Source organism: Anaerosporomusa subterranea (assembly GCF_001611555.1).
Classification (GTDB): domain Bacteria; phylum Bacillota; class Negativicutes; order Sporomusales; family Acetonemataceae; genus Anaerosporomusa; species Anaerosporomusa subterranea.
In genome coordinates, this window is the sequence record NZ_LSGP01000023.1 from 26,111 (window position 1) to 50,162 (window position 24,052).

Genomic DNA, 24,052 nt, shown 5'->3' on the forward strand with positions numbered 1-24,052 from the left:
AGAAGTGTAAATCACATTAACGGGGTTCCATTATTACTGCGTTTAATCACGCTGGCTTTTCCGGCTTCGATATGATGGGTAACAGCTTGTTTCACCGCAGCCAAATCACCTGCTTCATAGGCTTTATAAATGGCCCAATGTTCGTGGTGTCCGGCTGATGATCGCCCAAGCCTCGTCATATACCATTGAAAGTTTTGCGATTGATACAGCTTATATAATTTTTCATTATTCGTCCAAATAATTGGCAAAGCATGTAATTCCAGATCCGACTGGCTGTACTGAAGAAAATCGAGATTTTCGCTTTGCAGCAATTCCTCCAACTTGTCTAATATCGACTTCATGTCCTGCATTTGTTCTCGACGGATCTCACCGATGACTAGCTCTGCTGCTCTCAGTTCAAACATTAGGCGAATATCCATGAGCTGTAAAATATCAGTCACATCAATACTGGCCACAAAAGTGCCGCGTCGTGGGACCACCGACACTAAGCCTTCTATCATCAAGCGTTGAATGGCATCATTCACCGGACTCCGGCTGATGCCCCACCTTTTCGCCAACAGATTTACGTCTAACTTGCAGCCAGTTGCAAGTGTATGTTGGGTAATAGCGTTCTTAAGAACGTCATATACCTGATCGTTCAGTCCTAAATATTGCGGCAAATCCTTAAGGTTAGCAAACATAGCAGCATCGCCTCGATCTGAATTTTCTGTGAAATTTCACACTTCACATTATATGCTTGATTGCAGTCGGTGTCAATTAGAAAACGGTTGCGAGCCTTTGGGGAAAAAGCATGTTTTACTACAAAGACATAAAGGACGATAAGTGAATCGCACAATGGTTCCTGATCTACAACAAAAGCGGATCGTTTGCGCGCCATGGGCGAACGATCCGCTTCTAATAAGTCAATAGCTGGTTTGGGCTCGCTACTGCACAATGATAATTCCTGCCAAAATTCCTTTGGGGACACAGTTCGGATCAGCGCCGCTGCCGATAGGATATATCTCCCAACCTTGAGCGGCGATCAGGCCGAAGGCATTGATACCTACCGCTTCCATTGACGGGCGAGCTAACAGGCTAAACCGACATTTCTTTCCTTCCATGGCGGCGCAAGTTTCTTGCAGACCGCAGAAAGTGTGCCGACAGGATCCGGCGCCAAAGCCGAAGGCGAAATAGTGGCCGTCATAAAAGGCCATCGACTCAAGTGAGCTGACAATTTTGTAAACCACCTGATACGCAGCCACACGTTCTTTAATCGTAGCCTTATTCCGAACAATCACTTCTGACGGCACATCAACAGTAAACAACACTGCCCATTCATATTTTTTCAAATGCTCTCTAAGTTCAACCGGTTTAAGTGTGTTAGGTGGACAATGAGCGCCAGCTCCATAACCGAAGCAACGTGGGATCTGACACTTAAGAGTAACGCGTTCGTCCACCGGTATGCTATCTGCGCGAATAATAGCTGCCTGGCTGGCCCCCATCGCTAATGCCTTGTTCTCATAACTCGTTAAGTGCTCAGCGAGCAAGCTTTGATTCATATCGGTACAAATTTTCTGGATCTGGCTCATCATCATTCCTCCCATAAGTGCCTTTTTTCAGTAGCTTTGCCTAATTGTTCTTCACTTCGCTATCATACTCCTTCAATCGCTATACTCTTCATATTAGTCATGAAAAATCACATAATTTCAAATCGATTGACATATCTAGACAAATGTAAGAATATTAGATGTAGAATGAAAAGGCAGGGAAGATAGGCTATGCAGCATAATTTCAATGTAGCACATGATAAATTAGCGCCTGCTGTGCAGCAGGTCAAGCATGACTCGGCTCACCTAACCGACCTATTCGACATCGGAGAGCTTCAACGCATCCAAGACGCTTTTGCTGTTGTAACAGGTGTGGCGTCAGTCATTACCGATGTGTCCGGCAACCCCATTACTAAACCCAGTAATTTCTGCGAACTATGCAATATAATCCGCTCAACCAAGCAAGGCGCCGCCAATTGCAAAAAGTCTGATTCGGTGATTGGCAAAGCCTATCCTGCAGATTCTAAATTTGAGCCATGTCTGAGCGGCGGCCTTTGGGACGGTGGCGCTAGTATCTATGTTGACAAAAAACATATAGCGAATTGGCTTGTTGGCCAAGTCCTTTCCGAAGAGCAGACAGAAGGACAGATTATCGCCTATGCTAAAGAAATTGGTGCTGATCTCCATGAAGTCAGGCGCGCTTTTACTGAGGTAACCCGAATGCCCTTAAAAAAATTCACAGATATTTGCCACTTTCTCGAACTCTTTGCCAATCAGCTATCGAATTTAGCGACAGAAAACGTGCAAAAGGAAAGGGAAATTCAGCGTCGGCTTAGAGCGGAAAAACTGCAAGCAGCGTTATACCACATCAGCGAAACGGCAAGCGCAGCGCGAAATTTGGACGAGCTCTACCAGTCAGTTCATGTCATTATTAACGATCTGATTCCAGCTAAAAACTTCTACATTGCCATTGAAGATGAGGAAAACGACATGTTGCATTTCCCGTACCGGGTTGATGAGTTTGATGGAAACCCCGGCAGCAGGAAGCTTGTTAACGGATTAGTCGAATACCTTCTAAAAACCGGGCAGCCTTTATTGATCACCCCCCAGTTGCGGCTAGAACTAGAAAAGAGCGGAGCTGCGCAAACAATCGGAACCCGTGCAATAGATTGGTTGGGAGTTCCCTTGAAAACGGCGAATAATAAAGTTTTTGGCATAATGGCTGTTTATAGTTATGTAGAACGAGTGACATATACGCAGGAGCATCAGGACATGCTCAGCTTTGTATCTAATCAGGTAGCCATGGCCATAGAGCGAAAACAAGCCGAGGAAAAACTAAGATATATAGGTACTCATGATACATTGACCGATTTATATAACAGAGCATTTTTTGAAGAAACCTTGACATGCTGTGGGACAGATGCGCATAAACCGCTTACTATCTTGATGTGTGATATTGATGGGTTAAAATTAGTTAATGACACGTTCGGTCATGCTGCAGGCGATCAATTATTACTATCTACCGCTCAATTACTGCGTCTTGCTATACGGAAAGGTGACATCGCCGCTCGTATCGGTGGCGACGAGTTTGCCATCATTATGCCACGAGCAGGCGAACGGGCTGCCAAATTTATTGTTAAGAGGATTCGAACCGCAGTCGAACGTCATAACCAGGAAAATAGTGGCATACCGATCAGCATCTCCCTTGGCTATGCAAATGGAAAAGACACGACTACTAGTCCACAATCTTTATTAAAAGAAGCGGATAATCAAATGTATCGGGAAAAACTGCATCATTCGCAAAGTGTGCGCAGCGCGATTGTCCAGACAGTCATGAAAATGTTGGAGGAACGTGACTTTGCCACAGAAGAACACGCTGATCGGTTGCAGTATTTGATTGATAAAATTGCACGCAGCATGCAGTTTGCGGAATCAAGGATTGCCGATCTACAACTGTTAGCACGATTTCACGATATCGGCAAAGTCGGCATTCCTGATCATATTTTGCTAAAGCCTGGTCCCTTGACAAACGACGAAAAAAAGATCATGCACCGTCATTGTGAAGTCGGCTATCGCATCGCCCAATCAGCGGTAGATCTAATGCCTTCAGCTGAGTGGATTTTGAAACACCATGAATGGTATGACGGCAGCGGCTATCCTTTAGGCCTAGCCGGCGAAGCTATTCCTATCGAGTGCAGAATACTCGCAGTTGCCGACGCCTATGACGCGATGACCAGTAACCGGCCATATCGGAAAGCCGTTTCTCATGAGGCGGCGATAGCAGAGCTCAAGCGCTGTGCGGGAACACAATTTGATCCAAGGATAGTAGAAACTTTTATTGCCGTTCTTTAATTACTAGTACAAGAAGGCCTCGTCTGCCGCTTATCCCGGCGAACGAGGCTTTCTTGTTTTCGAATAACATATAGCTGCATCAGTAATTTAGATAGAATTGGCACGTGATACCTCGCGAGAACTCATCCGCCATCATTAGAGCCTGTTTTTCGATATGGTTAAAAATTTCGATGTCTTTAGCATAATCCTTGGAGAGTCTCGCGACAGCTTCCGCTTTTGTTAGGCAAAGGTGCTCATACCACATTGCACGCATGGGCTCAATATGCCAGAGCGAGTTTATGCAATGTAAAAAAGAAACAATTTCGTCGGCATTAGCATACCATCGCTTTTCTGCATCTGCCGTTGCTTTATTGTTACCGGCTTTTGCCGCCTTAACAAGTTCTGCCGCAATAACCAAATGGTCAGTCAGCAGTCGATTAAACTCAGCGGCGACTCTGGCGCCATAAAAACGGTTAAATAGTCGGGCGAAATCAGGCGCATTTCTAAGCAAACGATTGGTAGTCGGTTCTACATCAGGCAAATCCATCGCAATACTAATAATCGTCATTCTCGTCCAATACACATGCTGCTCCCAGAGCAGACGGAAACAATCTCGAAGATGAACCGCACTTGCACTGAAGCAGCGCCGACCGCTACTCATACCCTCATCACATTCGCAATAAGGTCTGTACATATAATCACCCCTCTTTTACTATTCATATTGCATAATATTCCGACAGATAGAGAGGCGATACAAATGTACTCTTATTTGCCTTTGGCGATGGGGTCATTATCTAAGATCGACAAGTTAATATGGCAGTACCCTCCTGGGTTCTTTCGAAGATATTGTTGATGAGCTGCTTCGGCAATATAGTAATTTGTGAGCGGCAGCACTTCAGTGACTATTGGCGCTGCGTACTTTTTTTGTTCTTGGCTAATGACAGCATCGATTGTCGCCTTATCAGCTGCATTTTTGTAGTATATACCAGTGCGATATTGGACACCTGTATCATTGCCTTGTCGATTCAGGCTCGTGGGATCTACGACTTTGAAATAGTAGGTCAACAGAGTCGCTAAACTGATCTGAGCCGGATCATATTTCACATAAACCGTCTCAGCATGACCGGTATTTCTATACGTAACCTGTTCGTAAGTGGGGTTTTCCGTCTTTCCGTTGGCATAACCCACATCAGTATATACCACACCATTTAACTTGGCCAAGTAAGCTTCCGATCCCCAAAAGCAGCCTCCTGCTAACCATATCTCACGCAGGTTCTTATTCTCTGGCGGCTGAGTTTTTGAGTTGGTGGACATTTCATTGCTATTCGGTTTGTTTGCGTCCATTTGAGTTCCCTTTCCGCAGCCGTTAAGGACTGCAATTAGTAATAGAATCAGCACTCCCGCTAAAGCTAGTATCAGCGATTTTTTCATTCAAATATTCCCGCCTTCGTCACAAAAGACAGTAGAATGCGTTATCGCTTGTGTTGCTCACGCAGCGACCGCTTCATGATCTTTCCAGACTGATTTTTGGGCAGGTGATCTACTTGTATGTAATCCCGCGGGATTTTATAAGCAGCTACCTTGTCGCGAAGATAATTCTTAACCACCTTTTTATTTAGAATCTGGCCTTCCGCCATAACAATGTAAGCACAGGCCACTTGACCGCGGAGATTATCAGGCAGTCCAACAACCGCAGCTTCGCTGACGCCAGGATAACGATAAAGCAGTTCTTCAATCTCCCGCCGATAAATATTCTCTCCGCTGGTGATAATCAGATCCTTCAGCCGATCGACGATAAACAGATAGCCTTCATCATCCTGATAAGCCAAGTCGCCGGTGTGCAGCCACCCGCCGCGAAGAGCCTGTGCGGTCGCATTAGGCAAGTTAAAATAACCTTGCATCACATTGGGTCCCCGCACAGTCAGTTCCCCCACCACGCCGGTTGGCTCCGCTTCGCCTTGCGGATTGACGATTTGTACTTCAACCCCAGGGATAGGCTTGCCGATGGAAAGAGGCTTGGGCCTATGCTGAGGATTGGTGGCAACTACCGGAGATGCCTCAGATAACCCGTATCCCTCTGTTATACTGGTCCCAAACTTGCGTTGAAAGTCTTCCGCCACCTGCTGCGGCAGCGACGCTCCCCCAGACATAAACAACCGCAAACGCGCTAAATCGCCAGGTTCGGCAGTTTTCAACAGAAGCATGTAAACCGAAGGAACCCCATACATTACTGTCACACCAAAGCGTTTGATCCCTTCGATCACATCTTTGGGGACAATGGTGTCGACGATGGTCACCGATGCTTTATGCAGTAAAGAACATAATATAATGCACGTCCAGGCCAGGCAGTGATACAACGGTAAGATGCATAATATATTATCCGTTTCATACACCGGCATGGCCTTAGAGAAGCATGCAGCGTCACTGACGAGGTTTCTGTGTGTTAGAACAGCCCCTTTCGGATTGCCTGTCGTCCCTGATGTATAAATGATAGCGCAGGGCTGGTCTTCGCTGATTTCCGTATCAAATGACAGACCAAGAGGCTCCTGCGTAACGGAAAAGTCATCAATCTGCTCTATAACATGCTGAGCCACTTCGGTAAAATATCCGTTGTTACTGAGCGGCGTTGTCAAATCCATGGTTTTCGTTATTACCAGATTTTTCATCTGGGCATCTTTAACAATGAACGCGACTTCTTGGGCCGTTAACTGATAATTGATTGGCACCACTATGGCTCCCAGACTAGCGATAGCCATGTACGCATAGATAAAGGCCGGTGAATTACGGGCAAGCAGTCCAACGTTTTCGCCCTGACGAACTCCCGCATTATACAGATAAATTCTATACCGAGCCACTTCTGTACGAACATGTCCACAGGAAATATCTGTATCGCCATGGAAGAAAATCTGTTCATCTTCACCCTGGTAAATAAGTTGGTGAACAAGCATATAAATGATTTCACTTCCTTTAGTTACAATCTCATGATAAAACTGGCAGAGACCGAAATGACTATACCTCCCAATTCCGCAAAATAACAAAAAGCCCTGCAAAGTTCTCCTAAAAAGTTTTGCAGGGTTTTTCGCTTTTCTAATTACACTCAACTGGACAAATTATGCAGTTGCCAACCGCTGTCACATCTTTGTCATATTTACATGGTACACTTTGGATAGATCGATGAACAGCGCCGGTTGATATAGCAATTATAATCAACCCTATCAAACAACCCGGTGCCGTTCATCGTTTAATAGCCCAGCTACAACCTATTTCCAATTTCGAGGGAGGATACATCATGAAAAAGAAAGTTTTAACCATTCTTACAGGAACCATGTTAGCCGCAAGCGTCAGTTTCGCTGCTCCGATTAACGACCTGCAGCAAAACGAAACTACTATCGGCTATAACCACTACAACCTGGACGCCAGTGGGGTAGATATTGACAACGATAGCTTCTATTTGGAAAACGCGGTTTCTGACAAATTCATTCTCGGCATTGAAAGAAACGCCTATTCTTATCCAGGCCCCGACTTCAATACAACTGATATCTATGCTCACTATAAACTTGACCCCAATCTTCGCCTGATTGTTGGCAATCGAAATTACAGCGATGGTCCTAACAAAATGTTTTACGGTATTGGCGCCAGCACAGCTTTAGCACCTAGGATCGATGGCTATGCATCTGTTACGACTAGCAGCATTGCTACCGATTGGCAAGTAGGAGCCGCTTACAAGCTGAACAGTCAAACTGCGCTTCATCTAGGCTACAAATCCTACAAAGAGGATGGCGCCTCGAGAGCTGACGGTCTTGGATTTGGCGTAAACTATACATTCTAATCTTGCATAAGTGAGACACCTATTTTTCTCCGCGCTTGTCTCCTTATCTATCATTCCGTTATCGCCAACGTATGACAAACCCGCTTAGAACCTGCGTTCTAAGCGGGTTTTCTATTGTGACGCAGCCCCTGAGCTTGCCATCGAATTTGCTATCACCAATGTTTTACCCAAAATATTTTATGGAAGCATGCGAGCGTAGGCTACCATCACTGCGCTAACAGCCTCCGGTTGTTCAGGTATTAACGCGTGACTTGCATTAGGTATTTCGACTTGAGTGACTCTACTACCAAACATTTCTCGCATTTCATAAGATCGTTCCTTCGGAGCCATTGGGTCCTCCATCGCCCGAATTTCGAGAATAGATGCATTCCCAGCATGCCACCATTCATCTTGTGGTGTAGCCGCAGCTGCCTTCCATTGCACCGCAGCTATATCAGAACGCCATCCCTTCAACCATACTATAGGATCATTACCTGGAGCAAAGAAAGCACGGCGCAGGTGTTCGACACGTTCTTTATCTGACAAAGACATATCGCTACTTTTGTCAATTGACTCACGAAGATGCGGTGGAATAACTCCTTTAGCAGATGCTGCAACAACAGCAATGGCCTTTACAAGATCCGGCCGATCCACTGCGGCCAAACGAGCGACCCAGTTTCCAAAAGCATGGCCTGCAACAATAGTTGAACCTCCTCCTTCGTTTTCGATGACGGCTGTTATATCGCGCACCAAATCATGAAGAGTGATATTTTCCATCGGTCCCGTACTCTGACCTATACCGCGAGGTTGGGGACGTAGAATTCGAAATCCCTGTTTTGCTATAAATGAAGATACTACCTCGTAATCTTCTGCATCACGACCGAGTGAGGGCAGGAACATAATCAGAGGGCCCTGCCCCTCGGCAAAATATTCAATACGTACATCTCCATAGGAAACAAATTTAACCTCTACATTTGCCTGGGCTGTAGTTATAGTAGTTGTCATTACAATTTTCCTCCTATAATTTAAGGCATTTAGCTCGGGCGGTGTACTAACCGCCCGACGATTATTCACCGTACTCGAAATCGCTGCCGGGCAAAGGTATCATCCTGCACTTCAGCTAGAATCTGTTTCATTTCCTTGAGGGTAGCCTCTGTAAGCAATAACAACTTCCCATGCTATCCGATTTTTATCGCATACTTGTGCACTTTTTCCCAATCAAGATCAACTCCCATGCCTGGTCCTTCGGGGAGTTGCATAAATCCATTCTTAATGACAAGAGGTTTCTGTAACAGACTGTCGCCTATATTATCCAGATAGTACGATACCTCACAGGGCAAACTGACTTGCTTATGTGCGCACGCAAATTGGATGCATGCCGCATTCCCGTAATCGGTTTCGGCTTGTAAGCTGACTTGAATGGGCATATTGGCTACTTCCGCCAGGTGGACAATCTTTGTGGATAGCGTAAAGCCTGTCCTTGGAATCTTAATACCGATTTGTTTCAGCGCTCCTAACTGAATCTGGTGATATACGTCGACAACTGAAAACGTACTTTCATCACTCAATATAGGGGTACTTACCCGATTGGCCAAATCTTTTCGACCTTCATTATCCCAACTAATCAAAGGCTCCTCCAGACTTGCCAATACCCCTTCCAGTGCTTTCATAACCCTTAGCGCATCTTCGCGGCTATATGCCATGTTGGCATCGATATAGAGTCTGACATCATCAGGCGAATTCTCTCGCATTAATTTGAGCACCTTAATATCATTATCCGGATGTGGTCCGCCTTTGACCTTGAAAGTTCGATATCCTTCTATAATTTTCTGCTTCAGTTCATCTAGCATTTCTTTATTTGTGCCAAACCCAATTTGCCAGGAAATCGGAATTTGCGTCCTGTAAGGACCACCCATTAATTTGTGGACAGGAATATTGAGCAATCTGGCGTTCAAATCATACAGCGCCACATCGATAGCACCTTTTGCTGCTGGATTCCAAACAACTTGGTCTAATTTTTCCCATATTTTTTGCAGAGCAAAAGAATCTTGCCCAATAATTAGGGGGGCCAGATACTTGGTCAACGCATAATACATGCCTTCTTGCGTTTCTCCATAAATCATTGGACGGGGTATGGCTTCTGCAACACCATAAGTCCCGTCTTCTGCTTCAATCTTTACAATGAGATGCTCTGCCGCTGGCAATGAGCCAGCAGCCCAAAATACCTCTCGTTTATTAACGATCTTAAAAGGAATGACTTCAACTTTTTTTATTATCATGGTTAACACTCCTTAAATTTTTCATTCCAAACCATGCAAGAATTCATCTACTACCTGGCTTACTACTCCCGGATTTTCCACTGCCGCAAAATGTCCTATGCCTTTTAGCGGTTTGTATGTCATTTCTCAATATTTTAAGAATTCAAGATTTACCACTTTGATGCCTTTGATGAAATATATAGAAATGATATTCCAATTTTCCTTATAATCTATAAAGCGAACTTAGCATAAGGCATGGATAGCCTCACCGTAAAAAGCAATAAAGAAGCCTACTCAATACGACTTTATCGTCAGCAAGAGTAGGTCAACAAATACCATGACTGGAATCATCTTTCGATTTGGAATTGGAGCTTTTGTTAACCACTAAAAATTTCCATTATACATCGCTAGCAGCACTGCCACCGGACCGTTAATTGTCGGATGTGCTTATCTTACGGAGCGGGATACCGCCAAACAGCGCTTCCATAGCGGCATATTAGCGCATCGTCCAGAATCTGGCCCAATACATCGTCGCTGAACACCTCGTGTAAAGGGTATTGTCCGGAAAAGCCAATATTTATAAGATAGTCTTGTTGGCAAGTATTTAAGGGAGTAAGATACTCGAATGACTCTGACTACCTCTAAATACTTTCGATAATTTTTTCGATGTTAACAGTTGATGAAGCCAATTGCTGCATCGAAGCCGTAATTTCGCCTGCCACAGCGGCTTGGCGCTCTCCAAAAGCCGCAGCATGATTAATAGTTGAGACAACTTCGGCAGTTTCCTGTCGTATTGCCATTAGCGTATCCTTGATATCTTTAACAGCGTTGCCACTATTTTCGGCCATTTTGCGTATTTCTTCCGCCACAACGGCAAACCCGCGCCCAGTTTCCCCAGCTCTGGCCGCTTCAATAGCTGCATTAAGACCCAATAAATTAGAGTTGGTCGCCACATCGCTGACAAACTTTAAAATATTGTCTGTATGAGTAATTTTCATCATAATGGCATCACCTTTGATTCGCAGCTTTTCCAAGTCGTTGGCGAACGAAACGGACGCAGCACTTAGTTCCTCTGTGGTAGCCGTAATTTCTTCTGATGTAGCAGCGATGGTCTGCGATGTTTCCAGAAGAGTGTTCTGGGTAGACAAATTAATCGACAGTCCAACAATACCAACCATTTTTCCGTCATCGTAAACAGGCTCGACAATAACTTTTACGGCGGTACCAAACAATTCTTTCTGCATAATTACTTGCTGTCGCTTACCCGTGTTGAGGCATGCCGCCAGCGCACCTGTTGGTGAAACTTTATCACCCACAGCCAGCTTCAAGTCGAAAGTGGCTGGCGAAAGATAATGGACGATCATCCCTGTCATATCACATACTGTAACGCTGCAATCAAAAACATTGAGTTTTTGAATGATCTCAGCTGCTTGAACCATAGACTGTAGTTTATTCACCGAATTCCTCTCCAGTAATTTAAAAATTTAGTACTTTATAAATAAATCCTGAATATATTTATCAGTTATTTTTATTTTATATATTTGAGTTTTTCAGTACACCCTTTGTTAGAATCATCTAAAAGTACTGGATATCAGCCCCTGTCCTCCCGGCGCAGGGGCTGATATCAGGCAATTAGTCAAGTTGCGCGATAAATTCGTCCATGTATTCGCAAACTTTTTCCGGATTTTCTACTAGAATAAAATGACCATAGTCCAGAATTGGTTTGTAAATTAGCTTCTTACAATTAGTAATACGGGCAATGGTGGCTTTTGCCATCTCCTCGGTAGCAATCTGGTCGTCAAGTCCATGAATAACAAGCGTTGGACAGGTAACCTTGTCCATTTTGTCCCGGACATCAAAACCGTTGTACTGCGTCAGATCACCTTGTTTGGTAATACCGATCTCCGACATAACCCCCCAGAGAATGAAATCTTTCCTTTCCTGCGTAGTAGCCTTTCCAATCAGGCACTCAGAAAATTCCAAGTGGGAATGCTGGCAACTAACATAGGGATGGTTCAGCAGTTCCAAAATGCGTTCATCAATAGTGGGGGTATAGTCTGAACCCTGCATTGAAACGATTGCGCGGACAGGATATTCCTGGGCTATATGGTAGACGATGTTACCGCCCATTGAGCAGCCAATAACGATTGGATTATCTACTCCAAGCTCCTGAATAACATTCCAAACAAACTTACCGTAGTCCTTATAGTTATTGATAACCTTATTACCAGGCAGCGGCCAGCTCTTACCATGAGCCGGCATATCGAATGAAATCATCTTATACTTGTCAGCAAAAATATTCATCATATCATGATACTGCCTATTTTCACGCCCTGCTGTGTGCAGACAAATGATTGTTGCCTTGTCATCGGGTGCATTATTGGTCTCGCAGTATATATTAATGCCATTCACTTTAATATAAAAACCTGTAATTGCCATAGTGATTGCCCCTTTCTTTTCGCTTATATCATTGTTAGCGGATACCTGCATATACTCGGATCAGTTGCGCCACAACATTAAAATTTTGCCTGAAACGAATGGCGCCACCCATGGTAGTTAGATTGTTGGTATTGCCCTTGTTCGTAGCTACACTGAGGGATTTATGCGTGCCGAACTTTTCCCAGTCCTCTTTAGAACCAGACACACCAATGTCCACACCTGTGTTGGGAATTCCCTTTACAACACTAACACATTCTCCCAAGTGAAAAGAAAGCGTACATGTTTCACCGCTGTCGACAATGGTAATATCACCCGTAAAAAACTTTCCATAATAAAACTCCCGGAACTTTTCTGCTTCTAAGCCGTTAATAAGCACTTGAAGCTGCATCATTTTTTCTAACATTGATGATCCTCCTTCTAAATTATATATAGCAGAAAGCCAGCAGCTTTAACTGTTAAGAAGTAAATATGTTATGGAGCTGAACTTCATTTTTCAGTCCAAGCTTGCACTTTCTTTCTGTTCGCCTAGATCACTTAGTTGATGATATCGTCCAAATTCTTTCTGGCAGTTTCCTTACCGAAGATCCAGACAATCGGAACCATCAGCCAACCACCAAATGCCGCAACCAATTCCGCTGTTGTAGCTGAGGAATTCTGGGCAATATAGCCAAGTAAAAGCATGGTAAAGACGGCAGATGCACGCCCTGCGCCGATTGAAACAGAAGTACCTACAGCCCGAATGTGAGAAGGAAATATTTCACTCGAATAAGCTATCAGGATAGAATGTTGACCCATACCGAATCCCAGCATAATGGTTGCTATATATAAAAGCATACTACCCTGTGAGGCTGCCGCTGCGTTGCCCTTCGAAGCAATATATAGCAATATGCAGGAGATCACTGTCAGCGAACTGGCTAACAGCATTCCTTTCTTCCGGCCAATGATGTCAGAAATCTTACCCATAATCGGATAACCAATAATAGCAGTTCCCCAGAGAAGCATATTCATTTTACCACAAGTCACAGCGTCAAAATGGAAGTCTGTGCGCATGGCAACAAGAAACCATGTCATATTTCCCCACGCCCAGAATGCTCCAACGATATGCAATGACATCGCGATCAACGTGTTCTTTCGATACTTTACCTTAAATAGCTCAGACAATGAGATTTTTTTCTGGGTAGGATCAATCAAGCCATTTTGCACATCTTCTCTATATCTAATCCATTGAGGACTCTCCTTGAGCATACCCATAATAAATGGAATCAGGATAAGCCCGAACAAACCTACATAACAAAACTCTCTCCAGCCCCAGCCCCAGCTGGATACTAGCGCGAACACGCCGGAGCAAAGAAATGTACCCACTGGTGTGCCACTCTGCATAGCACCTAAAAATGCTCCACGATTTTTGGCAGGAACCATCTCGGAAAGATAGGATGCACCTATTCCCCACTGACAGGTCTGTCCATGCGCTGCAATAAAGCGAAGTCCGAATACCTGAAAAATACTATTAATCAGCCCCAGACCACCGTTAAACAAGGCGGCTGCCAGGATACTCAGACTCATCCCCAGGCGTCTGCCTTTTTTATCCGCTAAAAGTGGTAGCCAGAGAGAACTGATAAACCCTCCCGCAGAGTAGACGCTGGCTATAATGCCGATCATGCCAATTTCAAAATGAAGTTCCTCAATCATAAATGGTGAAGCAAGTGTATAAACATTGCTAAAATTAACCAAAGCCCATCCTAGAAATACAAAAACAAATACTCTCCAAACTTCGTTGCTTATCCGCTGATCCGTTGGAATGGCCACGTCCGTTGGAATGGCCACGTCCGTTGGATTGACCACGTTCGTTTGAGCGTTCATATAATATAATTTCCCCCTCAACTATATTTAGATAATACTGTCTTTATTTAGATAGTACCTTTCTCTGAAATTCGATAATCTCTTCTCTCAATAGAAGCCACTGTCAAACTAAAAATTGATCACCCACATGACATACAGTCGGGTCTGACTCCACTATCTCATTTCCCCTGACTACAACTAAATAGTGATTTTTTCAATATCGACCGCCGTTGAAGCCACCGCCGCATATAGCCCAATAAGTTGGATTTATTCTGACAAACCCTAAAATACCCTCTGTATGCATAATTCTCATCATGATGTTGTCATTTTACTGCGCAACTTGTCTAAACCTGCTGCGAACAAAGGTGCAGCGGTACTTAACTCTTAACTGGTAGCCGTGCTAGCCGGCATTGCTTCTCCGATTAATAACGTTCTGCCTAGTACACACCCCATACACAAAACTGTAGCTGTGACCTGCCAATCAGGCACTAAATAATGCCTTCTTTACGGAAATCTTCAATCTCTTTTGGGAGAAAACCAAACACATTCTGATAAACATCCTCGTTATCCTGTCCCAAAACAGGAGCCGGCCTTGTTACGCCTGCATCGGTTTCTGACATTCTTATCGCAGAATTCGTCACTTTTACTTTCCCTGCTTGCGGATGATCGAATTCAACAAACATGTTCCGAGCGCCCGCAATATGCGGATCATTGCATACCTGGGCAATATTATAAATCGGCGCTGCAGGAATACCAACATCAAGCAAGTTTTTAACCAAATCAGCTACAGTCCGTTTTTTCGACCATTGTTCAATAAATTCTTTGCATGATTTCCGATTTTGAACGCGCTTATGAACGGTTTCAAACTCAGGTATTTCGAGAAGCTCGGGCATTTCCATTAGTTCAACTAATTTTTTCCACATTTTATCATTGCCAACAGCAAGGACTATGTCTCCGTCACTTGCTTTGTAAGACTCCATCGGAGCGCCCGATTCGTACGAATTGCCCCGGCGTTGTGGTATACGCCCGTCAACTAAATAATGCTGATTAATGATTGCCATACTAGCCACTGCTGAATCAAGCAAGGAAATATCAAGCATTTGCCCAACGCCAGTCCTGTTGCGATATTGCACAGCAGCAAGAATTCCAATACTTGCTGTCATGCCGCCGATAACATCGCAGATAGGGCCGCCCGCACGGGTTGGTTCTCCGTCCGCTTCACCAGTAACACTCATAATACCACTCATTGCTTGGGCAATCAGATCATAGCCTGGCCATTGGCTATATGGTCCGTGTTGACCGAATCCAGAAATGGCAGCATAAATAATCTGCGGATTTACTTTTTTCAATGACTCATAATCCACTCCGAGCTTCGTCATTACTCCAGGGCGAAAGTTTTCAACTACAACATCCGCACTTTTCACCATCTTCAAAAATATGTCTTTCCCTTTTTTAAGGTCTAAGGTAATTCCGCGCTTGTTACGGTTCAAATTCATATAATAAGAACTTTCACCATTGACAAAAGGGTTGAAAAATCTTGCATCGTCACCTGTACCTGGTTGTTCAATCTTAATAACGTCCGCCCCTAAGTCTGCCAAAATAGCACTGCAATAAGGGCCAGCTAGAACTCTGGTCAAATCTAAAACTTTCACTCCTTGGAGTGCTCCTTTTTTCTCCATCACTGTATCCTCCCTTGATAAAGTTGTCCGAGTTAATCATTGCTGAAGATGGCAAAAAAAGTGTTATCCTTTTTCGTTCCCTGCGATTAGAACAGCACTTAATTGTGGCCCACCGCCGAAAGTGTGAGCAAGCCCACGCTTAACATTTCGTACTTGCCGCTTGGGATTATCGACTTTGTATTGCAATTGTTTGTAAATCTCATAGGTCATTCGCAACCCGCTAGCCCCCACCGGATGACCAAAACACTTTAGACCCCCGTCAGTATTGACAGGAAGTCCGCCAGACAGTTCAAAGAAACCTGCATCAATGTCTTCCTTGGCTCTCCCAGGAGCGCTAAAGCCAAAGTCTTCATAAATAAGCATCTCTGTTATGGTGAAGCAATCATGTACTTCTGCTAGATCAATTTCTTCTCTTGGGCTCTTAATGCCCGCCATTGCGTATGCTTTTGATGATGAGGTCTTTAATGCGTCAAAGCTGGTCCAGTTAAAATTAGGCCTGGAATGGGGAAGAACTGTATCCATAGCCACGCCAAATCCTTTGACATAGATAGGATCTTCACGCAAAGTACGAGCTGTATCCGCCCGGGTTATAATCGCACAGGCCGACCCATCGCTATTGCCGCAGCAATCAAAAAGCCCCAGCGGTTGCGCGATAATTGGCGCCTTCATTACATCCTCTAAGGTAATGGCTTTATGAAAATGGGCCTTGGGCGCCAGTAAACCATTTTGATGATTTTTGACAGCAATTTTGCCGATAGTCTGTTTCCCTTCTTCAAGACTAAGGCCATATTGTTCAAAATAGCGAGTTGCAATGAGTGAGAAAGAACCGGGTGCTGTGCGTCTGGCCTCATAAACAGGACTCATTCCCCTACCGGTCCCCAAGCCAGGGTAGCCGGTATCTTTTAATTTCTCCACACCAAGCGCCATTACGACGTCGTACGCGCCACTTGCTACAGCCATACAAGCTTGAATTAATGCGATATGTCCAGAAGTACACCAGTTCTCATTCCTCAATACTGGTATATTATGGAATTTTAGCGCGTCTGCAACCTGGGCACCTGCCAGACCGCCAACAGGCGCGTACATCTGACCGACAAAACAAGCTTCGATATCCTTCGGCCCTACGCCCGCATCCTCAAAAGCCTCATATGCTGACTCAATAGCTAAATCAGCAACGCCGAGCCCCCACCGCTCACCAAATTTCGAACATCCCATGCCAACAATGGCAACTTTATCTTTCATTGTCATAACAAATCCCCTCCGTTCCGGACTGGGCGGCACTTCCAGAAATAGTTGATGTAATTTGCCCCTTCGTATATCTTCCTAAAGGTAAATTCCACATCTAATCCCACTCGTACTTCCGCTTGATCATAGTCAGTCATGAGTAAATAGTATCGTACTCCCGCGTCATCTTCGACCACGGTTTGTATCACTACCGGATCATCGCTGCGACCGGCCAACTTATCAACCGAATACGTAAAGACCTTGCCTTGTCTGTCAGCAAATCGTTTCTCTTCGTAATTGTCCTTGCTGCCGCATGTGTCGCAAATCCTGTTTATTGGGAAAATACTCGTACCACAGTTATTGCACTTACTACCGTAGAATCGCAAAATACTTTTCTGATCTCGCCAATACGCCGCGTTTGATGGGAATAGTCTAAACGGCTCTCCCTGCACAGGTTCTACCAATTCCCGGAATGACAAATACCTGTTATATGACGAAAATAGATTTTTCGTTGTCAAATACCGCTTAAGGCCGTTTGCTGGCGTCATTCTCACTATGTTTTCAGTTACGCGGAAGATAAAAGCGTCTGCCCCATTGCCATACGCAGCCAATAAAATCCGATCTCCAGGCTTAGCATCTTCCAGAGCTGCTATCAGCATCAGTAACGGTTGGGCAGTTCCGCAATTTCCCACCTGCAACATAGCAGAATCCTGAATTTGCGTTTCGCCAAAGCCCATTTTTTTAGCTAAGTTGACGTTTTCTTTCAACCCTGGCGATGAAAGGACCACTTTGCTGATATCTTTTGGATTCAGGCCGGATTTGCGCAGGATATCGCGGATGACTTGAGTCATACTTTGGGTATAGCCTTTTTCAATGGCGAACCGTTCCTCAGCCGTATGAACATACTGTTCGCCGGCAAGTCTCCATACATCAATAATTTCGCTATTCACTGTAGCAGAAAATTCGATTTCGGCAATAACATTTTCCGACCCAATGACAAGTGCGGCCGCCGCATCGCCAAAAAGCTGTTCTTGGTCGGATTTCGGATAAGAGATTCGGCAATCAGCGGCAACCACCATTGCTTGTTTAGCCGCTTGCGCCTTGACGGCGTTCGTTGCTGCTTGCAACGCCGTTGCGCCTGCTTTCAAGCAATTGCTAAAGTCTGCGGTAGAAACAGCGGTTTGCAGATCGCAAACTGTTGCAATCAAGCCGGAACTAGACTTTTCCGCGTATGGAGCGGTCGTCGAAGCAAAATACAAAACATCGACAGATTGTTTGTTAACATCATGCAAACAATTAGTTGCCGCCTCAACCGCCATGGTAAGACTATCTTCATCATTATTGGCGATGCTTCTTTCTCCTTTTAAAGCGCCGCGTTCCCAAGCACTGGCTATCGTCGTGCGGCTTATGCGGTAATAGGGAACATACGCTCCCATGGATGTAATACCAATCTTCATGAGGTAACCTCCTGTTTGCTATAATACGCCGGTTTCTTAATACTGAATTCTCTTTTAATTAATTACACTCTACTCTCCCTTTATATAAATCTAGTAATCGCCCCCCGAGCACCCGCTTCCCCATTTTCACTTTACACTTGTATATTCAAGCCTTTTAGCAGGCAGGCCTTTGCTATAATCTCCTAAATTACGTTACTAATTATCCTATATTTCTACTAAGGCACCACATGCGGATCTCGCTGTCGCAAGTGTTGTCTTCCTAAAATCATAGGTGGAGGCCACACTTGCACAAGCTTAGCTTAAGAAGTAGGCATCCAACATCATATATAAATGAGTACAACAGTAACTCGCAAGACCACAAGGAAGTGCTGACCGGCACGTCTAGGAAGAGAGCAGAGAATGGGTACGGAACAATCGCTTAACGCTAGAAGGGAAAAACTTGTACCCCAAGAGGAAAGAACCGATTGAGCGAAGCCCATGCAGATGCCAAGCAACTGCATGGGCTTCGCTACTACCGGTTGTGGGGTCGGGAAAACGTACAGGAGAATGAAAAGAATCGTTACCCACTTGTCCAAGAAGGCACAATGAGGGGAACGACCTTTTTTATACGGCTTGGCAGAAGGGTTTGGCATAAAAAACGAGAGTTGATTCTGGTTATATTCTTGAAGACGACTTTGCTATGAACTTTTTGGCTTTTTAAAACATCCTGCTACCTGCTTTTCTCGGTAATTATCCACTTAAATCTTACCATTTTCTTGCCATCTAGAGATAGAAAACCCGCTTAAAACTTGCGTTCTAAGCGGGTTTTTCTACTGTGTTTTCACACAGCCCCTTTACAGTTTGCTTTTATTAAATGTGGTACTACGGGGAACCTATTTTTGACAAAACATAAGATAATTTTAAGAGAGAACGACCGTGAGCTGAAAAAAAATCCGCCCGAGTAATATCTGCGATTTTTTCTATTCTGTATCGTAATGTACTAGGGTGAATGTGGAGTTCCTGGGCTGCATTTTCCAAAGTCTTAGAAAAAAGACACTTTTCCAAAGTCACCCACAAAGCTGCTTTGTATTTTTCATCATACATTTTGATAGGATTCAAAATTTTTTTAATAATTTCTTCATGTTCACTACTACCTAAGCTATGTGAAATCAGACCTTCTTCGATGAACTCGCTATAAGGAAATACTCTTGAACTAGGCTTAAAAGCCTTGCCAAATTTCAAGGCTTTCTTTGCTTGTTCATAACAATTTGGCAACTGCCTAAGATCATTTTCTATTAGACTAAACCCGAAATCAACCTGACTTTCTTCTTTGTAGCTCTTTCCGTTGATAAATCCAGTTAAAGCCCGACAAATAGCCGACTCTTGTAGGTATGGAGAACTATCACCAAGCGAAACAATTGCGATCAAGTCAGATCCTTTAATAAAAAGTGCACTGTTAAGAAATACATTTCTCACTTTTGTATTCCAATGATGATATAAAAATTGCAAAGAATCCCTACGATTCTCCTGTCGCGAAGACAGAATAATTATTAAGTGAAACTTTTGCGGAGTTAATCCCAGCAATTTAACTCGGTCTTGAATAAATGACTCATCCGCATAACGGTTAAATAGAATTTGGTCTACTATCGCCGTAATCATGCGTTGTTCTGTCTCTATTTTTAAGTGCTGTTCCAGGAATTTTATCGACATAAACGAAATCATCTGCTTAACAAAAAGCATTTCCGAATCATGTATCGGATTCATCGGCTTTATAATCAAATAGCCCATGGTTTGGTTATAAACATAACAAGGAAAAACCATATATTCTTCTATGAAAGCATAAGTTGATACACCCTCAGGCAAATCATCAATTTTATCGATCAAGTCTTTCATGTTATTGCTATTTTCCGCAAAACCAGCGGTAGTATATTGGGCTAAAATGGTTTTATCAAAAGCCAGACACGCACAGAAACAGTGCAAATTCTCACCGAGAATTTTGACAAAGGTCTCCAGCTTATCGCCTTCTAAAATTAAGCCCATCAGGTCTTCGTGTTGCTGGTTTAGAGACTTTATTGTTTTTAATTGCGAGTCAATTATTTCTGAAGAAATCTCGTTAATTACCGCCCGAAAGGCAACATTTTTTTTAACAGAAAACAGCGGCACGGAGTGATCATCGGCAACTTTTTTTATAGATGCGGGTATTTCGTCAAAGAAACGATTAACTTTGATTGCTAGCGCAGATATGTTTTTCTCACATAGCTTTATAACTGCATTCGTAGCATGCTCTAAATTATCACTATAGGCGTACAATGTAGTTAGCACAAATAATTGGCTTCCTAAATCAAAGTCGGTAAAATCGGGGACTTCAGCAACTGTTACGTGTTGAACGTTATTGGTAAGCCCCTCTCTTCCCGCTACCAATTCAAATCCTTCTTGGAAAATTGGCAATTCACATAGTTTCGACACTGTTACCGTCATTTAAAACACCTGCCAATATATAGATAGTAACCATGGTTGCAACCCAATCTCAGCAAATTCAGATAATCCTACCTTCGTCTTAAAACAACAAACTCCTGCAAGTTTCGCAGCGCTTGCAGGAGTCTTCTCATAATCAATGAATTCTAAATGATCCCTTCACTATAAAAAGCTTCGATCTCTTTTGGGCTAAAGCCAAAAACCTTTTGATATATCTCCTCATTATCCTGTCCTAAAACAAGAGCAGGCTTTGATTCATATTCATATAATAAGAACTTTCACCATTGACAAATGGGTTATAGAACCTCGAATCATCCCCCCTGTGCCTGTCTACTCAACCCTGATGACATCAGCCCCCAAATCTGCCAAAATAGCGCAACAATAAGGTCCGGCTAATACCCTGGTTAAGTCTAGAACTTTCATTCCATTGAGTGTACCTTTTTTTCATTTACTATCTCCGCCCAGTAGATTATGAAGATTAGCTTTCCGCTTGCGCTGTCAATTGTTGTTGGTAACGAAGTTTGTTGCGCCAAATCATCAATAAAGTAGTGGCTATGCCACAAAATCCAAAGACAATGCCAATTGTAAATGCTAGGGAATACGTTCCTGTAATCTCTTTACATTGTGCTGCCAACCTCGGCCCAACCAGAGCCGCTGCTGCAAACGCAGTAAACAATATTCCGAAATTCAGTCCAAGGTGCTTTGAACCAAAAAGATCAGCCGTAACTGTTGGAAATATGGTCACTACACCGCCATAGCAGAGTCCAACGATGGAAATCGCCAGTATAAAGGAGTATACGCTTTGGCTGTAAACAAGGAGACTCATTGATACTGTCGACAACAGATAAACACCCATCAATGCTTGATAGCAACCAATCTTATCTGATAGATATCCCCAAGATACACGGCCACAGGTGTTGGCTAAAGAGATAATGCTAACCGATAATGCGCCCATTGCTACAGAAAGATTAGATAGCTCTTGCCCAATCGACACCGCATGTCCTATAATCATTAATCCAGATGAGGCGCCAAGCGCATACATCGTCCATAGAACATAAAATAGCGGATCTTGAACCATTTCCTTCCACGTTTTATCGGTCCCACCGTGCGAAGCTGACATCCTATTGGCAGAGGCTTTCAAATCTGACTGATAATTGTCGGGAGGTAACATAACAAACATCGACGCCGTAGCGATCACTAGCACGTATGTCAAACCCAATGCATGAAGAGCTTGAGCCACCCCATAACCGTAAACAATAGATGAGATGATTGGCGCAGATACCATGGCTCCCACTCCTGCCCCGGCGACAACCAAACCTGTCGCCACCCCCTTTTTATCAGGGAACCACTTAACTGTATTAGCAACCACACAGGAATGCACTATACCGTTGCCCAGCCCACTGATAACACCATAAGCTAGATATAGCTGCGTAAGTGTAGTTGCAAAACCGGCCAAAGCAATCCCTCCACCCCACATGAAACCGCCAACTAGGAGCAGACGTCTAGGTCCATGCTGGTCTTGAAGTCTGCCAGCGACAATCATAGTAACTCCCATCATGACGTAACACAGTGTGAAAGCCATCGAAACTTGGCTGGGAGTCCAATGATACATAGCCATTAATGGCTTTTGGAATACGCTCCACGCGTAACTTCCGCCTAAACAAAAACTACCGATTGTAGCTGCCAGCAGGATAATCCATCGATTGTACTTCTTTTCATTCATAATGATTCCCCCTTAGACTGCTAATATGGTACCCTGCCACCTAACATCTGCTATACCGATGCATAACATTTTCTCCTTTATCGCTTATTGGTATTACTGTTTAAATTCTGAGAGAAAAAAAAGAAGCCTTCCATTAAACCAGCTAAACAAAAGCGCATATATTCCTAACTTTCGTTCAAATCTTAGTAGTTATCTTTGATGTAGCCATAAAAAAGTAACAACTCTTGCAAAGTTTCAAAACCTTGCAGGAGTTGTTCGCACAATTAGATATTCTCCTAATTTGGCGGACACGCAGAACACGTAGCGGAAATGTCTTCCATGTCCCGGCATATCCAAAGCAACTAGTTGATACTTGCCAGCCAGTAGCTTCATCATAGCGTGATATTGCCTGGTTTCTCTGCCTGCCGTATGGATGCAAACGATAGTCTTTTTTCAGGATATAGGTAAGCTGCCTGACTAACATCATGCTCCCTCAAAACGGCACAGAAGAAGTTGTACAATAGAAGTCAGATTTGTTGAAGCCTCCCACATTACTAGTAATGTATTATCAGATCAGATCTCTGAAAGAGAGCACCTTAGCCATTAGCCTACTACCGGCGAACGAGTTCCGAGATAGCCAACACTTCCTCGACTGTCTTTCCCTTAATTTCTTCAGAAGTTACATATTTGGTAATAGGGGTAACTGTTACATCACTATAATTCTTATCAAAGGCCGGGCAAAACACGGTTCTTCCGTCTCCCATACGCGTACGGATATCGTCGCAGACGGCTGCAAAATCATCTGTTTCAAAATCCCAAATTATCAAGTGACGATATTTCTGAGGGCCGTCAGATAACTGCGTCTCAGCTACCTGATAAAATTGACATCCTACATAGCCCGGAATTCTCAAGAGGTCATGAATGTGCTGTCCGGCATACCAGGTAAGATATTCATCCTCTTGTCCTTCAGTAGCATTACTATATACCAGCATAGAATATTTTTTCTTCTCACCCATTTTATTGGTCAACCTCCTTATTATTTCGTCATTTTAGGCCTACTAATAGCAATGCAGAATTCAGGAGTATCATACCTTTACCTAATTCAATTGTACACATAATTCTTCTCTTCTGTGCAGTTTTCAAGGAGCATGAGCAGACCTTTCCGGCTTCGGGTGCTGCAGACTCCTATCGTAGTCCGTGCGTACACGGCCTGGGAATGTACTTACTCAGCCTGCTGATCTATAATTACTAGCAATTCCGACTTTACTGAGGCGGGTTACCGCCTCCGTTCCGATATACACCTGGTTTTCGCCTGAAGGAATAAGCTCCTTTCAG

At 43.8% G+C, this 24,052-nt stretch carries 19 protein-coding genes and 2 pseudogenes; 3 read left to right on the forward strand and 18 right to left on the reverse strand.

Features of this window, described 5'->3' with window-relative positions; genetic code table 11:
- Positions 1 to 11 precede the first annotated feature (11 nt).
- Both AXX12_RS14120 and AXX12_RS14125 read right to left on the reverse strand, forming a co-directional pair.
- A complete protein-coding gene (locus AXX12_RS14120) occupies positions 12 to 680 on the reverse strand; it encodes a GntR family transcriptional regulator (RefSeq protein WP_066244042.1) in 669 nt (222 codons plus the stop codon).
- Positions 681 to 923: 243 nt separating this feature from the next.
- Positions 924 to 1,568, reverse strand: a complete 645-nt coding sequence (locus AXX12_RS14125; RefSeq protein ID WP_066244045.1) for a DUF2284 domain-containing protein — start codon at positions 1,566 to 1,568, stop codon at positions 924 to 926.
- Positions 1,569 to 1,757: 189 nt separating this feature from the next.
- On the opposite strand from AXX12_RS14125, the gene AXX12_RS14130 reads away from it, so the two are divergent.
- Positions 1,758 to 3,878: a PocR ligand-binding domain-containing protein gene (locus AXX12_RS14130; RefSeq protein ID WP_066244047.1), complete on the forward strand. Its 2,121-nt coding sequence runs from the start codon at positions 1,758 to 1,760 to the stop codon at positions 3,876 to 3,878.
- Positions 3,879 to 3,957: 79 nt separating this feature from the next.
- Here AXX12_RS14130 and AXX12_RS14135 read toward each other — a convergent pair whose 3' ends face one another.
- From AXX12_RS14135 to AXX12_RS14145, 3 genes are all read right to left on the reverse strand, one after another.
- Entirely contained in the window at positions 3,958 to 4,551 is a 594-nt protein-coding gene (locus tag AXX12_RS14135; protein ID WP_074431373.1) for a hypothetical protein, read from the reverse strand.
- Between the two features lie 71 nt (positions 4,552 to 4,622).
- Positions 4,623 to 5,288 (reverse strand): peptide-methionine (S)-S-oxide reductase MsrA, encoded by a 666-nt coding sequence (gene msrA / locus AXX12_RS14140; protein WP_231881899.1) that lies wholly within the window; start codon positions 5,286 to 5,288, stop codon positions 4,623 to 4,625.
- A 41-nt stretch (positions 5,289 to 5,329) separates the two neighbouring features.
- Entirely contained in the window at positions 5,330 to 6,805 is a 1,476-nt protein-coding gene (locus AXX12_RS14145) for a class I adenylate-forming enzyme family protein (RefSeq protein WP_066244444.1), read from the reverse strand.
- A 341-nt stretch (positions 6,806 to 7,146) separates the two neighbouring features.
- Here AXX12_RS14145 and AXX12_RS14150 point away from each other — a divergent pair, with 341 nt between their 5' ends.
- Positions 7,147 to 7,686, forward strand: coding sequence for a hypothetical protein (locus AXX12_RS14150; RefSeq protein WP_066244051.1), 540 nt, complete (start codon positions 7,147 to 7,149; stop codon positions 7,684 to 7,686).
- Positions 7,687 to 7,863: 177 nt separating this feature from the next.
- On the opposite strand, the gene AXX12_RS14155 is transcribed toward AXX12_RS14150, so the two are convergent.
- The 9 genes from AXX12_RS14155 to AXX12_RS14195 form a co-directional block, all read right to left on the reverse strand.
- Entirely contained in the window at positions 7,864 to 8,670 is an 807-nt protein-coding gene (locus AXX12_RS14155; RefSeq protein ID WP_082816890.1) for an alpha/beta fold hydrolase, read from the reverse strand.
- Positions 8,671 to 8,843: 173 nt separating this feature from the next.
- Complete coding sequence (locus AXX12_RS14160) at positions 8,844 to 9,944, reverse strand: mandelate racemase/muconate lactonizing enzyme family protein (RefSeq protein WP_066244057.1); 1,101 nt, start codon at positions 9,942 to 9,944, stop codon at positions 8,844 to 8,846.
- A 620-nt stretch (positions 9,945 to 10,564) separates the two neighbouring features.
- A complete protein-coding gene (locus AXX12_RS14165; protein WP_066244059.1) occupies positions 10,565 to 11,380 on the reverse strand; it encodes a methyl-accepting chemotaxis protein in 816 nt (271 codons plus the stop codon).
- A 175-nt stretch (positions 11,381 to 11,555) separates the two neighbouring features.
- A complete protein-coding gene (locus tag AXX12_RS14170) occupies positions 11,556 to 12,362 on the reverse strand; it encodes an alpha/beta fold hydrolase (RefSeq protein ID WP_066244062.1) in 807 nt (268 codons plus the stop codon).
- A gap of 34 nt (positions 12,363 to 12,396) precedes the next feature.
- Entirely contained in the window at positions 12,397 to 12,765 is a 369-nt protein-coding gene (locus tag AXX12_RS14175) for a hypothetical protein (protein WP_066244065.1), read from the reverse strand.
- Between the two features lie 131 nt (positions 12,766 to 12,896).
- A complete protein-coding gene (locus tag AXX12_RS14180) occupies positions 12,897 to 14,222 on the reverse strand; it encodes an MFS transporter (RefSeq protein WP_066244067.1) in 1,326 nt (441 codons plus the stop codon).
- Positions 14,223 to 14,689: 467 nt separating this feature from the next.
- Positions 14,690 to 15,880 (reverse strand): CaiB/BaiF CoA transferase family protein, encoded by a 1,191-nt coding sequence (locus tag AXX12_RS14185; RefSeq protein WP_066244070.1) that lies wholly within the window; start codon positions 15,878 to 15,880, stop codon positions 14,690 to 14,692.
- 63 nt (positions 15,881 to 15,943) lie between these two features.
- The gene (locus tag AXX12_RS14190; protein WP_066244073.1) at positions 15,944 to 17,128 is read right to left on the reverse strand and encodes an acetyl-CoA acetyltransferase; all 1,185 of its coding nucleotides are present in this window, start codon (positions 17,126 to 17,128) and stop codon (positions 15,944 to 15,946) included.
- On the reverse strand, positions 17,125 to 18,561 hold the full coding sequence (locus tag AXX12_RS14195; RefSeq protein ID WP_066244078.1) for a hydroxymethylglutaryl-CoA synthase: 1,437 nt from the start codon (positions 18,559 to 18,561) through the stop codon (positions 17,125 to 17,127). The genes AXX12_RS14190 and AXX12_RS14195 overlap by 4 nt, the downstream gene beginning before the upstream one ends.
- 385 nt (positions 18,562 to 18,946) lie before the next feature.
- Between AXX12_RS14195 and AXX12_RS20300 the strand changes: the two are divergent.
- Positions 18,947 to 19,149: pseudogene (locus tag AXX12_RS20300) on the forward strand (transposase); the annotation flags it as partial.
- Positions 19,150 to 19,422: 273 nt separating this feature from the next.
- On the opposite strand, the gene AXX12_RS14205 reads toward AXX12_RS20300, so the two are convergent.
- From AXX12_RS14205 to AXX12_RS14215, 4 genes and pseudogenes are all read right to left on the reverse strand, one after another.
- Positions 19,423 to 21,018: a PucR family transcriptional regulator gene (locus AXX12_RS14205; RefSeq protein WP_066244084.1), complete on the reverse strand. Its 1,596-nt coding sequence runs from the start codon at positions 21,016 to 21,018 to the stop codon at positions 19,423 to 19,425.
- A 250-nt stretch (positions 21,019 to 21,268) separates the two neighbouring features.
- Positions 21,269 to 21,438, reverse strand: a pseudogene (locus AXX12_RS20305) (CoA transferase); the annotation flags it as partial.
- A gap of 55 nt (positions 21,439 to 21,493) precedes the next feature.
- Entirely contained in the window at positions 21,494 to 22,738 is a 1,245-nt protein-coding gene (locus AXX12_RS14210) for an L-lactate MFS transporter (RefSeq protein WP_066244087.1), read from the reverse strand.
- Positions 22,739 to 23,328: 590 nt separating this feature from the next.
- Positions 23,329 to 23,733 carry a hypothetical protein gene (locus AXX12_RS14215; RefSeq protein WP_066244089.1) on the reverse strand — a complete coding sequence of 135 codons (405 nt, stop codon included), beginning with the start codon at positions 23,731 to 23,733 and terminating at the stop codon, positions 23,329 to 23,331.
- Between the last annotated feature and the right edge of the window lie 319 nt (positions 23,734 to 24,052).

Bases quoted from the DNA above. Each gene is read 5' to 3' on its own strand.
- AXX12_RS14120 (WP_066244042.1), bottom strand. From the start codon at position 680: ATGTTTGCTAACCTTAAGGATTTGCCGCAATATTTAGGACTGAACGAT.
- AXX12_RS14125 (WP_066244045.1), bottom strand. From the start codon at position 1,568: ATGAGCCAGATCCAGAAAATTTGTACCGATATGAATCAAAGCTTGCTC.
- AXX12_RS14130 (WP_066244047.1), top strand. From the start codon at position 1,758: ATGCAGCATAATTTCAATGTAGCACATGATAAATTAGCGCCTGCTGTG.
- AXX12_RS14135 (WP_074431373.1), bottom strand. From the start codon at position 4,551: ATGTACAGACCTTATTGCGAATGTGATGAGGGTATGAGTAGCGGTCGG.
- msrA (WP_231881899.1), bottom strand. From the start codon at position 5,288: ATGAAAAAATCGCTGATACTAGCTTTAGCGGGAGTGCTGATTCTATTA.
- AXX12_RS14145 (WP_066244444.1), bottom strand. From the start codon at position 6,805: ATGCTTGTTCACCAACTTATTTACCAGGGTGAAGATGAACAGATTTTC.
- AXX12_RS14150 (WP_066244051.1), top strand. From the start codon at position 7,147: ATGAAAAAGAAAGTTTTAACCATTCTTACAGGAACCATGTTAGCCGCA.
- AXX12_RS14155 (WP_082816890.1), bottom strand. From the start codon at position 8,670: ATGACAACTACTATAACTACAGCCCAGGCAAATGTAGAGGTTAAATTT.
- AXX12_RS14160 (WP_066244057.1), bottom strand. From the start codon at position 9,944: ATGATAATAAAAAAAGTTGAAGTCATTCCTTTTAAGATCGTTAATAAA.
- AXX12_RS14170 (WP_066244062.1), bottom strand. From the start codon at position 12,362: ATGGCAATTACAGGTTTTTATATTAAAGTGAATGGCATTAATATATAC.
- AXX12_RS14175 (WP_066244065.1), bottom strand. From the start codon at position 12,765: ATGTTAGAAAAAATGATGCAGCTTCAAGTGCTTATTAACGGCTTAGAA.
- AXX12_RS14180 (WP_066244067.1), bottom strand. From the start codon at position 14,222: ATGAACGCTCAAACGAACGTGGTCAATCCAACGGACGTGGCCATTCCA.
- AXX12_RS14185 (WP_066244070.1), bottom strand. From the start codon at position 15,880: ATGGAGAAAAAAGGAGCACTCCAAGGAGTGAAAGTTTTAGATTTGACC.
- AXX12_RS14190 (WP_066244073.1), bottom strand. From the start codon at position 17,128: ATGACAATGAAAGATAAAGTTGCCATTGTTGGCATGGGATGTTCGAAA.
- AXX12_RS14195 (WP_066244078.1), bottom strand. From the start codon at position 18,561: ATGAAGATTGGTATTACATCCATGGGAGCGTATGTTCCCTATTACCGC.
- AXX12_RS14205 (WP_066244084.1), bottom strand. From the start codon at position 21,018: ATGACGGTAACAGTGTCGAAACTATGTGAATTGCCAATTTTCCAAGAA.
- AXX12_RS14210 (WP_066244087.1), bottom strand. From the start codon at position 22,738: ATGAATGAAAAGAAGTACAATCGATGGATTATCCTGCTGGCAGCTACA.
- AXX12_RS14215 (WP_066244089.1), bottom strand. From the start codon at position 23,733: ATGGGTGAGAAGAAAAAATATTCTATGCTGGTATATAGTAATGCTACT.